This is a genomic window from Nonomuraea monospora (genome assembly GCF_039531895.1).
GTDB lineage: Bacteria > Actinomycetota > Actinomycetes > Streptosporangiales > Streptosporangiaceae > Nonomuraea > Nonomuraea monospora.
Window position 1 is genome coordinate 127,785 of record NZ_BAAAQX010000024.1, and the last position, 19,603, is coordinate 147,387.

The window sequence follows — 19,603 nt, forward strand, 5'->3', positions numbered from 1 at the left end:
GCCTGTCGGCGCATTTGTCGTTTTCGTACAAGACGGTGCCCTGATCGGTCCGTAATATGGGCGCGGCACCTCGCGATGTCGTCGCCGACCTTGAGGAGAACAGCACATGCGCGATCTGGTCTACACCGGATTCATCTCGCTCGACGGTGTCGTGGACTCCCCGGGCGGCGGGCCCGGCGAGGAGCACCGCAGCGGCGGCTGGGTGGTCAAGGACATCGAGTTCCTGCCCGAGGCCTTCTCGCTGAAGGGCGAGGAGATGGCGGAGACGACGGCGCTGATGTTCGGCCGCCGCAGTTACGAGGCGTTCGCGCCGATCTGGCGCGACTCCGAGGACCACGCCGCCTTCAAGGAGCTGCCCAAGTACGTGGTCTCGGCCACGCTGCCCGACGACGCCCTCGTCGAGGGGTGGGGGCCGACGACGATCCTGCGGTCTACCGAGGACGTCGTCGAGCTGAAGAAGGCCGAAGGCGGCGCGATCTTCATCCACGGCAGCGCCGAGCTCGCCCGGCGGCTGTCCGAGGCGGGCCTGATCGACCGGTACCACCTGCTCATGTTCCCGGTGCTGCTCGGCGCCGGGAAGGGCCTGTTCAGCAGGGCCGACAAGGACAAGCAGGCGCTGACCCTCCGGGCGTCGGAGTCCTACCCCAACGGGATCGTCAAGCTGATCTACGACGTCGTCAGCTGATCCAGGTCCAGGGCGAGGTGCGGCTCGTAGGGGAGGCCTTCCACGATGGACGCCCGGGGGCCGCAGGCCGCGCAGGCGATGAACGGGTAGCGGTGGCGCCGGTTGGCGGGGTCGAACAGCTCGCGCAGGCAGCCGGCGCACGTGGCCAGGTCGGGCGGCACCCCGATCACAGCAGCGGCGGGACGATCACGAGGTCGTCGTCGTCGCAGACCACCTCGCACACGACGTCCACCACACCCTCGACGCCGCGAACGGCCTCGGCGAGCGCCATCACCTGGGACCGCCGGCACACCCGCCCGCCGACCTTCACCACGCCCGACTCCGTCTCGACCGTGAACGTCCCGCTCGCCGGAAGCACGGCCCGGACGTCGGCCTCCAGCTCGCCGGCGGGCCGGGTGAAGACGCGCAGCACGTCCCGCTGGTGCAGGGTGCCCACGATGCGCCCGCTGACCGGGTCGATCACGGGCAGTTGCTTGACGCGCCTGTCGTGCATGAGCCTGGCCGCGTCGCGCAGGCCGACGCCGGGGGTGACGGTGATCGCCGGGGACGTCATGAGCTGGGACGCCGTGACACCGGCGGCCTTCTCGTGCTCGCGCCGCTGCCTGCCGGACTCGAACATCGACACGCTGTGCCGCACGGTGTCGATCTCCTTGAGCAGCAGATCGTCCTCCGAGACCACGCCCATCGGGCGGCGGTCGGCGTCGATCACGGTGACCGCGCCCACCGCGAACCGCTTCATCGCGGCCACGATGTCGGCGAACGACGCGTCCGCCAGCACCGCGATGGCGACTCGTCCCATGACGTCCTTGACTTCGATCGACATGTTCTCCCACCTCGTTTCCACGTCCCAGGCTCGCGTACGGCGGGCCGCGCGGTCAGCGGCGAAGGTCCTGACGGTCTGGACGAAAGTCCCGCCGCGCCGCCGGTCATCGGGCGGGGCCTGGCGAGCCCGGCGAGGGGCGATGCGGAGGCACCCGCCGGGTGAGAAGGCGGCCTCGTCCGCCCGGCCGGGCTCGCCATTGTGACTGCCGGTCACTCCCCGGCTGCTCTGCCGTCGGACGGGGCCGCCCCTGGGGATGGGGGTCGTTCTTTCTCCCCGGCGGGTGCCTGAATCTCATGATCGCCGTACGGGCGGCGCGCCAGTAGGGCCGAAGGTCCCCGTCCTAACGGGACGTCCGGCCCCACCTCCGCACGAGGTCGCACAGCGGCGGCGTCAGGACGGCGGCGCCCACGGCCATGGCCCAGCCCACCGGCGGCAGCGGGGCGAGCGCGAGCAGGGCGCCCAGCGCAGGCACCAGCGTGACCAGCGCCTGCAACGCGGCCGTACCGGCGACGGCGACCAGCACCGCCCGCCCGCGCCACCACCCGCGCTCGAACGTCCACCGCCCGGCCCGCGCCACGTACGCCAGCGTCAGCCGGGCGAACACGAGGGTCAGCACGGCCTGGGTCCTGACCATGGTGTCGTCCCAGCCGAGCCGGCGGGCGACCTCGACGGCCACCACCACCAGCAGGCCGACGATGAGCGAGCGCACCGCGATGCGGGTCAGCACCCGCCGTGACAGCAGGCCGTCCCTGGACGGGCTGGCCGCGAGGGGGTCGCCGGGGGCGCGGTCGACGCCCAGGGCGATGGCGGGGATGCCGTCCAGCACCAGGTTGATCCAGAGCAGTTGCACCGGCAGCAGCGGGATGACCAGGTCGGGCCAGAGGAACAGGCCGACGAGGACAAGGAAGATCTCCGCCAGGTTCCCCGCCAGCAGGTAGCCGATCATGGAGGCGACGTTGCGGTGCAGGCGGCGTCCCTCGCGGACGCCGGTGACGATGGTGCCCAGCTCGCCGTTGGTGACGACCACGGCGGCGGCCTCGCGGGCCACGTCGGTGCCCTCCTCGCCCGCCATGGCCACCCCGACGTCCGCGTGCCGCAGGGCCGGGGCGTCGTTGACGCCGTCGCCGGTCATCGCGACGATCTCGCCGCCCTCGCGCAGGGCGTGCACCAGGTCCAGCTTGGTGGCCGGGTCCACGCGGGCCAGGACGCCCGCCTCGCGCAGCCTGCCCGGGCGGTCGTCGCCGTTCAGGGCCTCGCCCGTCACCACCGGGTCCGGCTCGATGCCGACCTGCTCGGCCACGGCGCGGGCGGTGTCGGCGTGGTCGCCGGTCACCATGATGACGCGGATGCCGCCGCGTCGCGCGTCCGCCACCGCCTGCTGGGCCGACGGGCGGATCTCGTCGCTCAGCCCGACCAGGCCCACCGGCCGCAGCCCGGTGGCGTCGAGGTCGTCGGTGTCTCCTTCGGCCAGCGCCAGCACCCGCAGCCCTCTCTTGGCCAGGTCTGGGACGGCGGCGGTCAGCCGGTCGGTCTCCTTTCCCGGCTCGCAGAGTGCCAGGACGACTTCGGGGGCGCCTTTCACGGTGAGCACGGGGGCGTGGGCGACCGCCGCCGACGCGGAGCCGCCCTGCGTCGTCAGCACTCCCCGTGCGGAAGGGGTTCGGCTGACGGTGACGACGGCCATCGAGCGGGTGTCGGCGTCGAAGGGCCGGGTGGCCAGTCTGGGCTCGTCCGCACGTACCCCATGCTCGGCAGCGGCGTTGGCGAGGGCGACGTCCATCGCGTCGCCGAGCCCGTCGCGGGCGTCGTTGCAGCGGACGGCGGCCCGCCACAGGTCCGCGCCGCGCACGGCCACGTGGTCCTGCACGGCCAGGCGGCCGGTGGTGAGCGTGCCGGTCTTGTCGGAGGCGATCACGGTGGTGGCGCCGAGCGCCTGGATCGCCGACAGCCTGCGCACGATGACGCCGAGCCGGGCCATGCGCTGCGACCCGAGCGCCAGCGCGGTGGTGACGGCCGCCGCCATGCTCTCCGGCACCGCCGCGATGGCCAGCGCCACCCCGGCCAGCACCAGCTCGAACGGCGCGATCCCGCCCCTGGTGAAGCCGAGCACCACCATCACCACGCCGGCGACGACGGCCAGCACGCCGACCCGCCTGGACACCTTGGCCAGCTCCACCTCCAGCGGTCCCTTCACGGGCCCCTGCAACGCGGAGGCGATCGCGCCCATCTGGGTGTCCGCGCCGGTGGCGGTGACGACCGCGACTCCCGAGCCGCGCACCACCATGGTGCCGGAGAACAGCTCCCCGTCGCGGTCCCCCAGCGGTCCGTCGGCGTGCCCGCCGGCGCGTTTGGCCGCCGAACGCGACTCCCCCGTCAGCATCGACTCGTTGGCCGCGAGCGAGGCCGCCTCCGCCACCCGCCCGTCGGCGGGCACCCGGTCGCCCGCCGCCACCTCGATGACGTCCCCCGGCACGACCTCGGCCGCCGGGATCCGCCGGACGGTGCCGCCCCGGCGGACCTTGGCCATGGGCGCGGTCAGCGTGCGCAGGGCGCGTACCGCCTGCTCGGCCTTGACCTCCTGCGTCACCCCGATGACCACGTTGACCAGCAGGATGGCCAGGATCGCGGCGCCTTCCGGCACCTCGCGCAGGACAGCGAGGGTGACCAGGCCGGCGATCAGCAGCAGGACGGACAGCGGGTCGGCGAGCTGGCGCGCCGCCCGCGCCGCCAGGGACGGCGGTCTCGCTTCGGGCAGCTCGTTGCGCCCGTGTCCGGCCAGCAGGCGGGTGGCCTCGTCGTCGGCGAGCCCGGTCAGGGCAGGCGTGGGAGCGTCCATGCCTCCAATAGATCACCCTGTACGGCGGGCGCGCGGGAGCCGAAGGCCCTCACCCGATGGGACCTTCGGCCCTGTCCCATGCTCCTCACAGGGTGGCGACGGGGAACGACGCCGCCAGGCTCTCGCCCCACTGCCTCGCCCGCTCCACCTCGCCCGCCAGCAGCGGCCCCTCCGTCCCGGTGACGTGGAACCCCTGCGCAGGCGCCACGGCCCTGATCCCGAGGCGCCGCAGCCGCTTGGCGATCCCGCGGGCGGCGGAGCCGGGCATGCGCGGCTTGGCGATGCGGGTGTCGAAGGCGGCCGAGAGCAGCCCGGCCGAGGAGGTGCGCAGGGTGGCGAGCCATTCGCGCACCCCGTCCCTCCGGGAGATCAGCGGCGCGGTGGCCTGCTGGGCGGCGGAGCGGCGGGTGGCGGCCCTGCTCATGGAGAAGGCGTGCGTCGGCCCGCCCACCACCAGCAGCCCGAACTCCGGCCCCACCGCCGCGGGCGCGGAGCCGACCTCGGCGACCTCGACGCGCATGCGGGTCGCCAGCCCCTCCGCGACCGCCTCGGCGATCAGCTTGGTGTTGCCGAACATCGATTCGTACACGACCAGCGCGTCCATCACGCGCCTCCCATCGGGTTGTCACGGGCGGCCTGATGCTCACCTCCACCCTGGTCGCGCGAAGCCCCTGGCACCCGGGCAGGAAGTCCCGTGAACGCGCGCCGTTGGTCCCGGGGGCGGTCAGTCGTCGCGCACCTGGGCGGCGGTGACGGCGACGGTCGTGACGATGTCGGCCACGGTCGCGCCCCGCGACAGGTCGTTGACCGGCTTGCGCAGCCCCTGCAGCACCGGCCCCACCGCGACGGCCCCCGCGCTCCGCTGCACCGCCTTGTACAGGTTGTTGCCGGTGTTCAGGTCGGGCACCACGAACACGGTGGCCCGCCCGGCCACCCTGCTGTCGGGCATCTTGGCGCGGGCCACGGTGGGGTCGACGGCGGCGTCGTACTGGATCGGCCCCTCCACCTGGAGGTCGGGCCGGCGCGAACGGACCAGCTCGGTCGCGGCGCGGACCTTGTCGACGTCGGCGCCCGCGCCTGAGACGCCCGTCGAGTACGACAGCATGGCGATCCGGGGTTCGACGCCGAACAGGGCGGCGGTGCGGGCGGAGGCGATGGCGATGTCGGCGAGCTGTTCGGCGCTCGGGTCGGGGTTGACGGCGCAGTCGCCGTAGACGAGCACCCGGTCGGCCAGGCACATGAAGAACACGCTGGAGACGAGGCCCAGCCGCAGGATCTCGAACGCGGGCCGGATGGTGTGCGCGGTGGTGTGCGCGGCGCCCGACACCATGCCGTCGGCCATGCCGGTGTGCACCATGAGCGTGCCGAAGTAGGACACGTCGGTGACGGTGTCGCGGGCCAGCTCGACGGTCATGCCCTTGTGCGCGCGGGCCTCCGCGTACGCCTGGGCGAAGCGTTCGCGCAGCTCCGCGTCGAACGGGCTGAGCACCCGGGCGTCCGCCAGGTCGAGGCCGAGCTGGGCGGCCCGGACCCGGATGCGTTCCTCGTCGCCGAGCAGGGTGAGCTCGGCGACGCCGCGGCGCAGCAGGGTGTCGGCGGCGCGCAGGATGCGCGGCTCCTCCCCTTCTGGCAGCACGATGTGCCTGCGGCGGGCGCGGGCCCGGTCGAGCAGCTCGTACTCGAACATGAGGGGGGTGACGACGTCGGTCTTGGCGATGTCCAGCCGTTCGAGCAGCAGCGGCCCGTCCACGTGCTCGGCGAACAGCCGGACCGCCGTGTCGATCTTCCCGCCCGCCTCGGGGGTGAAGCGGCCCTCGACCTCCGACAGGCGGGTCGCCGTGTCGAACGTGTCGTGGTCGGTGGCGATCACCGGCAGCGGGATCGTCATGCCGCGCAGCAGCCGTTCGACGGGGGCGGGCAGGTCGGTGCCGCCGGTGAGGACCACGGCCGCCAGGGCGGGGAAGCCCGGCGCGGTGTGCGCCGCGATGAGGCCGGGCAGCAGCGCGGCGGCCCGGTCGGACGGGATGATGACGGCGGCGCCCTCGGTGAGGCGGTCGAGGATGCCGGGCAGCGACATGGCGCCCACCATCAGCGCGCTGGCCTCGCGGCCGAGGCCGTCGCGTTCGCCCAGGTAGAGCCGGCCGTCGCAGGCGTCGAGCAGGTCGGCCACCGCCGGGGCGCGCAGCGACGGCGTCTCCGGCAGCACGAACACCGGCGTCGGGTGCTCCAGGGTGAGCGGCCCGGCGGCGCGGGTGACCACCACGGCCAGCTCGCGGGCGTGGTGGTGGGCCAGCTCCCTGGCCGACAGCTCGACCGCCGCGCCGATCCGCGCGTCCGTCCTGCCCCTGCCGCTCACCACGTTGACCACGGGCGTGCCCAGGTCGGCCGCCAGCCGGGCGTTGAACCCGAACTCGGTCGGCGCCCCCACGTCGGTGTAGTCGGTGCCGACCACCACCACCGCGTCGCACCGCCCGGCCAGCGCGCGGTAGCGGGCCACCACGTCGCCGGCCGCCCGTTCCACGTCGGCGTGCACCTCGTCGTAGGTGACGCCCGCGTACGCCTCGTACGGCAGCGCGAGCTGGAACCTGCTCCTGATGGTGTTGATCAGGGCGTCCTCCCGGCCCGCCCGTACCACGGGCCGGAACACCCCCACCGTCCCGACCTGCCGGGACAGCAGCTCCACCAGGCCGAGCGCGACGGTCCCCTTGTTGCTTCCCGCCTCACCGGCAGCGATGTACACAGCACGCGTCATGGCTTCATTCTTCTCGGCGCCCGCGGGCCCTCGTCATTCGGGCTCCAGCCGCACGGTGCCCGCCACGCCGTCGATCGTGATGAGCTGCCCGGTGGTGATCTCGCGGGTGGCGTCGCGGACGCAGATGACGGCGGGGATGCCGTACTCGCGGGCGACGGTGGGGCCGTGCGCCACCTGCGAGCCGGTCTCGGTGACGAGGCCGGCGGCCGTCAGGAACAGGGGTGTCCAGCCGGGGTCGGTGGTGGGCGCGACGAGGATCTCGCCCGGTTCGATGCGCGCGCCCTGCGGGTCGCGGATGACCCGCGCCCTGCCGGTGGCCCGCCCGGCGGCGCCGGCCATCCCGGTCAGGACGCCGTCCTGCGCGGGCGGGACGGGGGCGAGCGTCTCCACGTCGGTCCCGTCGGACAGCAGGGCACCGGGGACGGCGGTCCTGCGCAGCTCGCGTTCGTGCTCCGCGCGCCGGGCGGCGGCCAGGCGCCGCTGGTCGGCGCCGTTCTGGACGGCCTCGCGTGCCTCGCCGAGCGTCAGGAACATGATGTCGCCGGCACGCTCCAGCAGGCCGCGGGCGGCCAGGTCGGCGCCGACGAGCAGGAGCTGCCGCCGGGCCGCCTGGATGGCGGGCAGCCAGGCGAACTTGCCGATCTCCCGCAGCCCGGTGAGCTCCCGGGAGCGGCGCAGGAAGAAGACGGCCAGCCGGCCGCGCACCGGCCGCCTGCGCCGCGCCCGCCGCGACAACGTCACGATCATGGCCTCGGCCCTGGCCGCCGCCGCCGCGAAGCGCCGGTCGGGCGCCTGCTCGGGGTCCTCGACCCGCAGGTAGTTGGCGATCGTGGCGAACAGCGGCGCCGGGTCCTCGTCCCAGTGGGGCACGCCGACGTCCACCTCGGCCGCCGCGCGCATGCCGTACTCCTGCAGGAAGCCCGCCATGCCGACGTCGGGCAGCTCGCCCGCGAAGTAGGCGGCGGCGAGCTGCTCGGGCGGGGTGCCGAGGAACAGGTCGCGGTGCTCGCGGGCGCGCACGGACAGGTGCCACAGCTCCAGGTCCATCCGCGTGGTCACGTTGTACGGCATGCCGCCGAGCACGGTGCCGAGCTCCTCCTCGGTGGCGACGCCGTTGAGCAGCGCGGCCGGGATCGTCCCGGCGATCATTCCCGCGCTGAGCGGCCCGAGTATGCCGTGCATGTCGATGCTCATGATCGGCCTGTGGGAGTCCTCGATCACCCAGCGCAGCCGTTCCGCGGCCGTCGCGGACTCCCCCGGCGGGGTGAGCAGCCGCTTGATCTCGGCGACGCCGCGGAAGGCGCGGGCCCGGCCGCGCGCGGGGTTGGCCAGGCTCGACACCACCCCGGCGACCACCACGGGCAGCAGCCGGAGCGTGCCCCTGATCGCGCTCCTGTGGTTGAACGGCAGGCCGGGCCGGGGCGCGAAGCGCGGGTCGTCCAGCATGTGCCGCACCGCGTTCTGCACGCGCGGCCCGTAGATCTCCAGGGACGGGCCGAGCCGCCCCCGCATGCCCTTGTTGCGCACGAAGTCGGTCACGTCGAAGTAGAGCCGCCCGCCGATCGGCACCAGCCGGGGCAGCGGGTCACGCCGGTCCACCCTGGCCCCCGCCGCCTCGAACCACAGGGCCGCGCCCGTCTTCAGCAGCGAGACCCCCATCGGGGTGCACGGGCGCAGCATGCCCTGCACATGGCCGATCTCCAGGTAGAGCCGGGTGTCGCCGGTGTCGGGCGGCTGCGGGAACAGCGTGGTGACCGGCCGCGACTGCAGCAGCCACAGGGTGCCGTCCGCGTCGATGGCCCATTCGACGTCCTGGGGCGAGCCGAAGTGCCGTCGCAGGCGCTTTCCGGCCGCGCGCAGCCGTCCGAGCTGGTCCGCGTCCAGGCATCCGGACGGGTCCGCCGCGATCGGCGCGTCCTCGCCGAGCACGTAGTGGTCCGGTACGACGCTGCCCTCCACGACGGCGGTGCCCAGGCCGGGGGCGGCGTCCACGACCATCTCCGTGCGGCAGCCGGTGATCGGGTTCGCGGTGAACAGCACGCCCGCGGCGACCGGGTCGATCATGCGTTGCACCACCACGGCCATGGCCGCGTCGGCGATGCCCGCGGCGGCGCGGTAGGCGACGGCCCGCTCGGTGAACAGGGAGCCCCAGCAGCGGCGGACCGCGTCGATCAGCTCGCCGGCGCCTTCGACGTTCAGGTAGGTGTCCTGCTGGCCGGCGAAGCTGGCCTCCGGCAGGTCCTCGGCGGTGGCGCTGGAGCGGACGGCCACCCGCCCGCCGCCGAGCCGCTGGTAGGCCGCGGCCAGCTCCCGCTCGGGGAGCTGCCCCGACCGGTAGGGCTCGACCGTGACGCAGAAGCCGTCGGGCACCCGCTCGCCCGCCTTGATCATCTCGCCGAGCCCGGCGGCCTTGCCTCCCACCAGGTCGATCATGGAGGCGTCTATGCCGGACAGCGGGATCAGTTCCATCGCGCTCACTCCTCGGACGGCAGCACAACGTCTGTGCCGACCAGCCTTCCCGGCGCGCCCTGCCAACGACGCTAGCACCGCCGGGAGCCGGGCGCGCGGGCCCGTCGCGGCGGCGCGACCCCGGTCCGCGAAAATGGCCTCATGGCCGACCGCATTCTCGTGCTGAACACGGGATCCTCCTCCATCAAGTACGAGCTCGTTGACCCGCGCACCCTAGCGCGCTCGGCCAGGGGCCTGGTCGAACGCATCGGGCAGGAGCAGGGGCGGCTGACCCACCGCACCGGCGACGGGCCTGCCTACGTTCTCGACCGGCCCTTCCCCGGCCACGGCGAGGGGCTGGAGGCGATGATGGAGGCGTTCGCGGCGGCGGGGCCCGAACTGACCCCCGTCGCGGTCGGGCACCGGGTGGTGCACGGCGGCGACCGGTTCGCCGAGGCGGTGCTGATCGACGACGAGGTGATCGCCGCCATCGAGGAGCTGTCGCCGCTCGCTCCCCTGCACAACCCGGTCAACCTCACCGGCATCCGGCTGGCCCGCAAGGTGTTCCCCGGGGTGCCGCAGGTGGCGGTGTTCGACACGGCCTTCCACCGGACGCTACCGCCCGAGGCGTACACGTACGCGGTGCCGCGCGAGTGGCGCGAGCGGGGCGTGCGGCGCTTCGGCTTCCACGGCACCTCCTGCGCCTACGTCTCCCGCCGCGCCGCCGCCCTGCTCGGCCGCGACCTCGCCGATCTCGGCCTGATCGTGCTGCACCTGGGCAACGGCGCCAGCGTCACCGCCGTCTCCGGCGGGCGCAGCCTCGACACCTCCATGGGCATGACGCCGCTGGAAGGGCTGGTCATGGGCACCCGCTCGGGCGACGTGGACCCGGCCGTCGGCGGCTACCTCGCCCGTACGCTGGGGCTGGACGCCGAGCAGGTGGAGCACGCGCTCAGCCACGGCGGCGGGCTGCTCGCCCTCACCGGCTCCAGCGACATGCGCCAGGTGCGCGCCCGCGACGACGCCGAGGCCCGGCTGGCCCTGGACGTCTACACGCGCCGCATCCGCAAGTACGTCGGCGCCTACTACGCGCTGCTCGGCCGGGTGGACGCGATCGTGTTCACCGGCGGGGTGGGCGAGCACGACGCCGCCACCCGGGCGGAGTCGCTGGCGGGGCTGGAGCGGCTCGGCATCACCGTGGACGCCACGCTCAACGCGGCTGTCTCGGGCGGGGAACGCGCCGTGTCGCCCACCGGTGCGGAGGTGCCCGTACTGGTCATCCCCACCGACGAGGAAGGCGAGATCGCCCGCCAGACCCTGGAGAAGCTGCCTGCCTGACGCGCGGCGTCACGTTGGCCTGCCTGCGTGACGTGCGGCGTCGCGTTGCCCTCCCGGGCGCGGCTATCGTGGAGCGAAGCGGGCGAGCCGGGGGCGGCGCCGCAATAGGATGGCCTGGTGGGGGCACTGAGGCCGGTGTGCTCGTCCCGGTGATCGTCACGCCCACTCGCCTGATCCACCTGTGCCAGGAGAACGCATGAGCGACCGCCTCACCGCCGCGATGATCAGCCAGGCGGCCGATCGGTTGCGGCCGGTGATCCGCCGTACCGCGCTGGAGCCCAACGAGCGGCTGTCCGGCCTGCTCGGCGGCCCGGTGCTGCTCAAGCGGGAGGACGCGCAGGTGTGCCGCTCCTACAAGGTGCGCGGCGCGTTCAACCTGATCGCCTCGCTCACCGACGACGAGCGGCGGCGCGGCGTCGTCTGCGCCAGCGCGGGCAACCACGGGCAGGGCGTCGCGTTCGCCTGCGCGCGGCTGGGGATCAGCGGCCGCGTGTACGTGCCGTCCACCACGCCCCGGCAGAAGCGCGAGCGCATCGCGGCGCTCGGCGGCGACCGGGTGGAGATCGTGGTCGGCGGCGGCACCTACGACGAGGCGAGCGGCGCCGCGCACGCCGACAGCGAGCGCACCGGCGCGGTCTACGTGCACCCGTTCGACGATGTCAGGACGATGGCCGGGCAGGGCACCGTCGGCCTGGAGATCCTGGAGCAGGCGGGGCAGGCCGGTCAGGCGCCCGGCACGGTGATCGTCCCGGTCGGCGGGGGCGGCCTGATCAGCGGCCTGGCCGTCTGGCTGCGCGAGCACTCGCCCGCCACCCGCCTCATCGGCGCGGAGCCCGCGGGAGCGGCCAGCATGCGCGCCGCCCTCGACCACGGCGGCCCCCTCGCCCTGCCCGAGCTCGACACGTTCGTCGACGGCGCCGCCGTCGGCAGGGTCGGCGACACCACGTTCCCGCTGGTCAAAGATCTGGTGGACGAGGTCGTCCCGGTCGATGAAGGCGCCGTGTGCACCGAGATGCTCGACCTCTACCAGACCGACGGCATCATCGCCGAGCCCGCCGGAGCCCTCGCGGGCGCCGCGGCCCGCGACCTGCTGCCCCACTCCCCCGAGGGGCCGGTCGTGTGCGTGGTGTCGGGCGGCAACAACGACGTCAGCCGCTACAACGAGGTGCTGGAGCGGTCGCTCGTGCACATCGGGCTGCGGCACTACTTCCTGGTCACGTTCCCGCAGCGGCCCGGGGCGCTGCGCCACTTCCTGGACGAGGTGCTGGGCGAGGGCGAGGACATCATCGCCTTCGAGTACATCAAGAAGAACAACCGCGAGACCGGGCCTGCGCTCGTCGGGATCGAGCTGGAGCGGGCGGGCGACCTCGACGACCTGCTGTCCAGGATGAAGGGCGGGCCGCTCACGGTGGAGCGCATCCCGCCGGGCTCGCCGCTGTTCACGTTCATCCTCTGACGGCGGGGTTCAGCGCGCGCAGCCGGCCGTCAGGTCCACCTGCGGCTCGACGGCACCGCTTGTGAACGGCTCCAGGCTGCCCGGCGGCCCGCCTGACGGACTGCACGCCCGCCCTTGTCCCACGATCTACCAGGAACCGGGCACGACCCAAGGCATGTGTGGCATAGCCGGGTGGGTGGACTTCGAGCGTGACCTGCGCGAGGAGCGCCGAACAGCGCAGGACATGACCGGCACCATGGCCTGCCGCGGCCCCGACGACGAGGGCCTGTGGACGGCCAGGCACGCCGCCATCGGCCACCGCAGGCTCGCCATCATCGACCTCGCGGGAGGCCGCCAGCCGATGGTGGCGGAACAGGAGGGGCGCGAGCCCGTCGTCCTGACCTACAGCGGCGAGGTGTACAACTTCGAGGAGCTGCGCGCCGAGCTGTCGGGGCTCGGCCACCGCTTCCGCACCCGCAGCGACACCGAGGTCGTCCTGCGCGCCTACCTGGAGTGGGGCGAGGGCCTGGCCGGGCGCCTCAACGGCATGTACGCCTTCGCCGTCTGGGACGCCCGCGAGGAGCGGCTGCTGCTGGTGCGCGACCGCATGGGCATCAAGCCCCTGTACTACTACCCGACGCCGCACGGCGTGCTGTTCGGCTCGGAGCCGAAGGCGATCCTGGCCAACCCGCTGGCGCGCCGCGTGCTCGACGCGGGCGGGCTGCGCGAGCTGCTGGCGTTCGTCAAGGCGCCGGAGCACGGCGTCTTCTCCGGCATGTACGAGGTGCGCCCCGGCCAGATCGTCACCGTGTCGAGGAACGGCGTCGCCAAGCGCCGCTACTGGCGGCTCACCTCCCACGAGCACCCCGACGACGTCGGCGAGACCGTGCGGACCGTGCGCGGCCTGCTGGACGACGTCGTCGCCCGCCAGCTCATCAGCGACGTGCCGCTGTGCGCCCTGCTGTCGGGCGGCCTGGACTCCAGCATGGTGACCGCGCTGGCCGCCAAGCTGCTGCGCGAGCAGGGCCTGGGCACGGTGCGCTCGTTCTCGGTGGACTTCGCCGGTTACACGGAGAACTTCAAGCCCGACCTGACCCGTTCGACGCCGGACACCCCGTACGTGCACGAGCTGGCCCGCCACGCCCGCGCGGACCACACGGACATCGTGCTGGACTCGGCCGAGCTGATGGATCCGGAGGTGCGCTCGGCGGTGCTGCGGGCGCGGGACCTGCCGATGGGCATCGGCGACATGGACAGCTCGCTGTACCTGCTGTTCAAGGCCATCCGCGGGCACTCGACGGTGGCGTTGTCGGGCGAGTCGGCCGACGAGGTGTTCGGCGGCTACCGGTGGTTCCACGACCGGGAGGCGGTCGAGGCGGACACGTTCCCGTGGCTGACCACGGCGGCGGGCACCGCCCACCTCGGCGCGGAGCGGCTGCTCAGGGACGACGTGGCGCGCGTCGTCGACCTGCCCGGCTATCGGGCGGAGCAGTACAGGCAGGCGCTGGCCGAGGTGCCGCGGCTGCCGGGCGAGAGCGGGCACGAGCGGCGCATGCGGGAGATCAGCTACCTGCACCTGACCCGGTTCGTGCAGATCCTGCTCGACCGCAAGGACCGGATGAGCATGGCGGTGGGGCTGGAGGTGCGGGTGCCGTTCTGCGACCACCGCCTGGTGGAGTACGTGTTCAACGTCCCGTGGGCGATGAAGACGTTCGACGGGCGGGAGAAGAGCCTGCTGCGGGCGGCCTCGGCGGACCTGCTGCCCGACAGCATCCTGCGGCGGGTCAAGAGCCCGTACCCGGCGACCCAGGACCCCGCCTACGACCGGGCGCTGCGCGAGCGGGCGGCCGAGCTGCTGCGGGATCCGGGCTCGCCGGCCGCCGCGCTGGTCGACTGGGGCAAGGCCGCCGCGATCGTCGCGGAGCCGCCGTCACAGGCGAACCGGGCGGCGCTGGAGCGGTTCGTGCAGCTCGACCGGTGGCTGCGGCGGTACCAGGTCGAACTGGACGTCACGACCACCTGACCGGGATACAGGCCGAAGGTCCGCACCGGCGACTCCCAGCGCACCGCCTCGTCGGAGGCGGCCCGCGCCAGGCCGGGCCGCCCGCGCAGCCGCCGCGCCACTGCTCCGGGTGGTGGCGAACGCGTGCAGGACGGCCGGCAGGGCGTGCACCGCGATTCACGTGCCGGCGCCGGCCTGGGTGAGGTGGAGCTGGGCGTACCGGCCGCCGGTCGCCAGCAGCTCGTCGTGCGTGCCCTGCTCGACGACGCGCCCCCGGTCCAGCACGACGATCCGGTCCGCCTGCCGCACCGTGGACAGCCGGTGCGCGACGACGAGCGTCGTGCGTCCGCGCATGAGCCGGGCCAGCGCGTCCTTGACCAGCTCCTCGGACTCCGAATCCAGCGCGGACGTCGCCTCGTCCAGCAGCAGGATGCGCGGATCGCGGACGAGCGCGCGGGCGATGGCGAGCCGCTGCCGCTGCCCGCCGGACAGGCGCGCGCCCCGCTCCCCCACGACCGTGTCCCAGCCCTGCGGCTGGTCCTGGACGAACGACCAGGCGTTCGCGTCGCGCAGCGCCTGCGCGATCCGCTCGTCGGGGACCTCAGGCAGCCCGTACGCGATGTTCTCCCTGATGGTGCCCTCGAACAGCACCGACTCCTGCGGGACGACCGAGACGAAGCGGCGGACGGTGCGCAGGTCGAGCTCCTGGATGTCGGCCCCGTCGAGCAGGATGCGGCCCCCGGTGGGGCGGACGAAGCCGAGCACCAGGTTGAGCAGGGTCGACTTGCCTGAGCCCGACGAGCCGACGAACGCGACGGTCGTCCCCGACGGGATGTCGAGGTCGATGGCGTGCAGGGCGTCGCCGTCCGCTCCCGGGTAGCGGTGCGAGGCCCGTTCGAGGCGGATGGCGCCGTCCACGGCGGCGACGGCGCGCTTGCCCTCGTTCTGCTCCAGGTCGGGCTCCTGGATGACCTCGGCGATCGACCGGATCGACTCCATGCCGCGCGCGGCGACAGGGATGAGCAGGAGAAGCTGGGTGAGGCCCTGGGTGAGCAGGGCGAAGTAGCTGGACAGCAGGACCACCTCGCCTGCGGTGATCGGCAGGAAGCCGGTGAGGGAGAAGACCGCGGCCAGCACGAGGCAGCCGACCCCCAGGAGCTGCATCGTCACCCAGGACAGGGACGCGACGTGCCCGTTGAGCATGTCCAGGTGCAGGCCGGCCCTGCGCACGCCGTCGGCGCCGTAGGCGACGCGGGTGACCGCGGTCTCCTCCAGGCCGTGCGCGCGGGTGACGGGGATCAGGGACGCCATCTCGCCGACGCGGGCGGCGAGCCCCTCCATCTCGCGGCGCAGCTCCTCGTTGCGGCGGCGCGACCGCCGGCCGAGCGCGGTGCGCAGCACGAGCGCGATCGGGACCGTGAGCGCGTAGACGGGCAGGAACTGCGGCACGGCGATCGCCGTCATCGAGATCGCGCCGATGAGCACCATGGTGGCCGACAGCAGCGGATGGGTCACCTGCTGGAGCATCAGCTCGACGTTCTCGACGTCCCGCACGACCTTGTTCTGCACGATCGACGAGCTCATCCGCGTGTGGTAGCCGATCGACAGGCTCTGCAGCCGCGCGGCGAGCGCGTTGCGCAGGTCGGCGCCGAGGTCGCGGACGACCGTCATGAAGTTGCGCGTGTAGAGGATGTGGTTCGGATAGTTCTGCAGCAGCAGGACGCCCGCGAGCGCGAACCACCACAGGACGGCGGTGAGCGAGCCGCGGTCGGCGACGACGTCGATGATCGCGGCCGTGATGACCGGGAGGAACCAGAGCGGGATCTCCTTGAACGCGAACGCCAGGATCGCCGCCGCCATGCGGCCGGGCCGGCGCGCGAGCAGCCGGACGACGGACCGGGCCGGGTGGGTGCCGTCGATCAGAGCGGTGACGTGGGAGGGGGGCTTCACTGCGCGTGTGTCCTTTCTCGCCGTCACGGCCGGGCGGGGGCGTGCGCCGTGGCGGCCGGGGATCATGCAACCACACGGCCGCCGGCCCGCCCGCGCTGGGGCGGGTCAGATCTTCGCTCGGGTGAAGTGGAACAGGCCCGGCGTCTTCTCCGCGGTGGAGGCCAGCCGCCGGACCTGCGTGCCGGTCAGGTCGATGACCATGAGGTCGAACCCCTCGCCCTTCTTCACGAAGACCGCCAGGTGGTCGTTGTCCCACCAGCCGAGCAGCCGGGTGCCCGTGAACGGGACCGTCACCGTCTCGCCGTTCCCGTCGAGCGGGCGCACGCACAGGTCGGTGCCCGTGGCGGCGCACCGGGTGACGAAGCGGGAGCGGTCCGGCGAGATCGGGTCGTCGTCCATCTGCTCGGGGGCGTGGGCGCCGGTCAGGCTGCGGCGGTGGACGCCGTTGAGGTCGTACAGCTTGATGGTGCCGTCCTCGGCCCACATGCCGACGGAGCCGCCCACCCAGAAGAAGCGCAGCAGGCCCGCGGGCGCGTCGTCGACCTCCACCACGCGGGCGGTTCCCCGCTCGATGTCGACGATCGCGAAGCCCGCCCTCGTCCACGCACCGCCGGTCGCGCCGGGCAGGGACAGCGTCACCAGGCCGAAGCGGCCGGTGAGGTCCCAGCGGGGGGCGTACGCCCAGACGCCGCGTTCGCCGGAGATGAGCACGGGCCGCTTCTTGCCGGTCTCGCGGTTGACGATCGTGACCGTCTTGGGGCCGTCGTCCGGGTTGTAGTTGTTGAGTACCAGTGCCTTCGTGCCGTCGGGTGACGGGACGTAGGGGTGGCTGTAGGTCTTGTCGCGTTTGAACGTCCGGGTGTCCGGCTGCCGGATGTAGACGCCGTTGCCGCCGTAGTAGGAGACGAGTTTGATCGGGTCTGTCTCGTTCTCGTAGACCTGCATCTCCGTGGACGGCACGGTGAAGCTCGTGGTGGGTTTGGCGACGGTGGCGGTGGGGGTCGGCTGGCGTTGCGGGGTGGAGGACGCCGGGGGGCGGGAGGTGGCGGGCGGTGGGCCCAGGGACAGGGCGAGGGCTGTGAGGGCCAGCGCGGTGGTGACGGCTGCCGCGGCGATCCCGGTCCGCACCGACGCGCGACGGCGGACGCGCCCCGGCCCACCGCCCGTCGCGGGCAGGGCGACCTCAAGAGGCGCGGCGGACTGCGCGGGCTCAGCCGACCGCGCGGGCCCAGCGGACTGCGCAGGCGGGACGGGCGTGGCGGTGGGGGACATGCCCAGCAGGCGGGCCAGGGCAGCGCCTGCGGTGGGCCGCCGGGCCGGGTCCTTGGCCAGGCAGTCCAGGACGAGCGCGCGCAGGGCCGGGTCCTCGACGCAGGCGGCGTCCGGCTCGGCGGTCAGGATGCGGCCGATCACCGCCGGCAGGTGGTCGTTGCCGAACGGGTAGCGGCCGGAGGCGGCGAACACCAACGTGCCGGCCCAGGCGAACAGGTCGGCGGGCGGCCCGGGGCTCGCCTGCCCGAACTGCTCGGGCGCCATGAACGCGGGCGTGCCGATCACGCCCCCGGTCAGGGTCGAGGTGAGGTCGAGCGCCCTGGCGACGCCGAAGTCGATCACGCGGGCCCCGTCGGCGGCCAGCAGGACGTTGGACGGCTTGAAGTCGCGGTGCACGATGCCGGCCTGGTGGATGGCCGCCAGCGCGGTGACGGTGCCGATCGCCAGCCGGTGCAGGGACGCGCCCGTCCGCGGCCCCTCGTCGCGCACCACCTCGGCCAGGGTGGGGCCCGCGACGTACTCGCTCACGATGTAGGGGCGGCCCTCGTGCAGCCCCGTGGCGAGCACCTGCGCGGTGCAGAACGGCGCCACCCGCCGGGCCAGCTCCACCTCGCGGACGAACCGCCGCGCCGCCTCGGCGTCCCCCGCCAGGTCGGCGCGCAGCAGTTTCACCGCCACCCTGGCGTCGTCCCCGGCGGCGGGGACGGCGAGGTACACGGTGCCCTGCCCGCCCTCCCCCAGCCGGCCGATCAGCCTGTATCCGGCGATCTCCGCCGGGTCGTCCGGACGTGTCCCCCCGGCCTCCGTCATCCCACAGTCCCCCGTCTGACGTTCCCCGACATTCTGGTGACGATCACGGCCGATGTCGAGGGGCCCGCCGGAGCCTTTTCCGCCGATTGCTTATTCAGGCACTTCGCTCACCCAAAGTGAAGAAGTGAAGGTAAATACCCGCGCACCCTTCTGGCACTCATCGGAACCGAGTGCCGAATAAAAAAATCACAGTGGTCCCGGCGATTTATCCGGAATGAATGGGTATGGAGACGTTCATCATTCAGGAAGGAGTTCCGAGCACACTCCTTGCCAGCTCAGGCAGGCACAACAAACGCAGGACAAATGACGCGCGGCATTAATTACGAACGCCCGCTCATGCCTTGCGAATCGTCACCTCGTCATTTATTCAACCCAGGAGACAAGACGGAATGACTCAAACCGCACACCGCTCGTACACCGGTCTGGAAGAAAGAACCGCGCAGACCAAGGAAGCCATCAGGCAGGTCTACGAGTTCATCTCCGAGGAGTACGACGACCGCATCCCCGGCCTCACCCCCGCCGACCGCCGTTTCATCGACACCGAACTCGACTTCGTCCTCGGCCGCGTCAGGCCCGCGGACTCCGTGCTCGACCTCGGCTGCGGCACCGGCCGGCTCACCATCCCCCTGTCGAGGCTCGCCCGGGAGGTCGTCGGCCTGGACATCTGCGACGGGATGTTGTCCGTCGCGCGCCGCAAGGCGGAGGAGGAAGGGGCCAGGATCCGGTTCGAGCGGGGCGACATGTGCGACCTGCCGTACCCGGACGACAGCTTCGACGTCGTCACCAGCACGCTGGCGCTCATGCACATCCCGCCCGAGGCACGGGCGACCGCGTTCTCGGAGATCGCCCGGGTGCTGCGGCCCGGCGGCCGCGTACTGACCGGCGTGAAGAACGCCGCGTTCGAGCAGATCACCCGGGCGGACCGGTTCGCGACCGTGGACGTCACGGACGTCGAGAACAAGACCCTCGTGTTCACCGGCACCCGCGACGGCGGGGAGCGCGTGGCCCCCTGGTTCAGCTTCTCGCCCGACGAGCTGGAGTACCTGTTCTCGGACGCCGGGCTGAAGCCGACGACGCTGCGGGGGAACTGCGTGGTCGCGGCCTGGGTGGCCGACCAGATCCTCGCCGATCCCCGCATCTACTCGATCGTCGAGAGCCTCGAGACGGCGTTGAACGAGACTTCCCCGTTCAGCCGGTTGGGGTACTACATCCTGGCCGAGGCTGTGAAGCCCGGCTGACAGGCGGACGGCGG

Annotated in this window: 13 protein-coding genes; 5 read left to right on the top strand and 8 right to left on the bottom strand. The window is 73.1% G+C overall.

Going from position 1 to position 19,603, the window contains the following annotated elements; genetic code table 11:
* Positions 1-106: 106 nt before the first annotated feature.
* On the top strand, positions 107-685 hold the full coding sequence (locus ABD331_RS37505; RefSeq protein ID WP_344485980.1) for a dihydrofolate reductase family protein: 579 nt from the start codon (positions 107-109) through the stop codon (positions 683-685).
* Here ABD331_RS37505 and ABD331_RS37510 read toward each other — a convergent pair.
* The 6 genes from ABD331_RS37510 to ABD331_RS37535 all read right to left on the bottom strand — a co-directional run bounded on the left by ABD331_RS37510 (position 667) and on the right by ABD331_RS37535 (position 9,565).
* Complete coding sequence (locus tag ABD331_RS37510; protein WP_344485983.1) at positions 667-855, bottom strand: hypothetical protein; 189 nt, start codon at positions 853-855, stop codon at positions 667-669. The genes ABD331_RS37505 and ABD331_RS37510 overlap by 19 nt on opposite strands.
* The gene (locus ABD331_RS37515; RefSeq protein WP_344485986.1) at positions 852-1,508 is read right to left on the bottom strand and encodes a CBS domain-containing protein; all 657 of its coding nucleotides are present in this window, start codon (positions 1,506-1,508) and stop codon (positions 852-854) included. Before ABD331_RS37515 ends, ABD331_RS37510 begins: the two co-directional genes overlap by 4 nt.
* A gap of 340 nt (positions 1,509-1,848) precedes the next feature.
* Positions 1,849-4,344, bottom strand: coding sequence for a cation-translocating P-type ATPase (locus ABD331_RS37520; RefSeq protein ID WP_344485989.1), 2,496 nt, complete (start codon positions 4,342-4,344; stop codon positions 1,849-1,851).
* A gap of 85 nt (positions 4,345-4,429) precedes the next feature.
* Entirely contained in the window at positions 4,430-4,948 is a 519-nt protein-coding gene (locus ABD331_RS37525; RefSeq protein WP_344485992.1) for a flavodoxin family protein, read from the bottom strand.
* Positions 4,949-5,068: 120 nt separating this feature from the next.
* Positions 5,069-7,096 (bottom strand): phosphate acetyltransferase, encoded by a 2,028-nt coding sequence (gene pta / locus ABD331_RS37530; protein WP_344485995.1) that lies wholly within the window; start codon positions 7,094-7,096, stop codon positions 5,069-5,071.
* A 33-nt stretch (positions 7,097-7,129) separates the two neighbouring features.
* The gene (locus ABD331_RS37535) at positions 7,130-9,565 is read right to left on the bottom strand and encodes a PEP/pyruvate-binding domain-containing protein (protein WP_344485998.1); all 2,436 of its coding nucleotides are present in this window, start codon (positions 9,563-9,565) and stop codon (positions 7,130-7,132) included.
* Between the two features lie 141 nt (positions 9,566-9,706).
* Between ABD331_RS37535 and ABD331_RS37540 the strand changes: the two genes are divergently transcribed.
* From ABD331_RS37540 to asnB, 3 genes are all read left to right on the top strand, one after another.
* Complete coding sequence (locus ABD331_RS37540) at positions 9,707-10,882, top strand: acetate/propionate family kinase (RefSeq protein ID WP_344486001.1); 1,176 nt, start codon at positions 9,707-9,709, stop codon at positions 10,880-10,882.
* A 196-nt stretch (positions 10,883-11,078) separates the two neighbouring features.
* Positions 11,079-12,338 carry a threonine ammonia-lyase IlvA gene (gene ilvA / locus ABD331_RS37545; RefSeq protein ID WP_344486004.1) on the top strand — a complete coding sequence of 420 codons (1,260 nt, stop codon included), beginning with the start codon at positions 11,079-11,081 and terminating at the stop codon, positions 12,336-12,338.
* 175 nt (positions 12,339-12,513) lie between these two features.
* A complete protein-coding gene (gene asnB / locus ABD331_RS37550) occupies positions 12,514-14,340 on the top strand; it encodes an asparagine synthase (glutamine-hydrolyzing) (protein ID WP_425566138.1) in 1,827 nt (608 codons plus the stop codon).
* 156 nt (positions 14,341-14,496) lie between these two features.
* On the opposite strand, the gene ABD331_RS37555 is transcribed toward asnB, so the two are convergent.
* Both ABD331_RS37555 and ABD331_RS37560 read right to left on the bottom strand, forming a co-directional pair.
* Positions 14,497-16,269: an ABC transporter ATP-binding protein gene (locus ABD331_RS37555; protein ID WP_344486010.1), complete on the bottom strand. Its 1,773-nt coding sequence runs from the start codon at positions 16,267-16,269 to the stop codon at positions 14,497-14,499.
* A 105-nt stretch (positions 16,270-16,374) separates the two neighbouring features.
* Positions 16,375-18,351 (bottom strand): protein kinase domain-containing protein, encoded by a 1,977-nt coding sequence (locus tag ABD331_RS37560; RefSeq protein WP_344486013.1) that lies wholly within the window; start codon positions 18,349-18,351, stop codon positions 16,375-16,377.
* Positions 18,352-18,740: 389 nt separating this feature from the next.
* Between ABD331_RS37560 and ABD331_RS37565 the strand changes: the two genes are divergently transcribed.
* Positions 18,741-19,589 carry a class I SAM-dependent methyltransferase gene (locus ABD331_RS37565; RefSeq protein ID WP_344486017.1) on the top strand — a complete coding sequence of 283 codons (849 nt, stop codon included), beginning with the start codon at positions 18,741-18,743 and terminating at the stop codon, positions 19,587-19,589.
* The last annotated feature ends 14 nt before the right edge of the window (positions 19,590-19,603 follow it).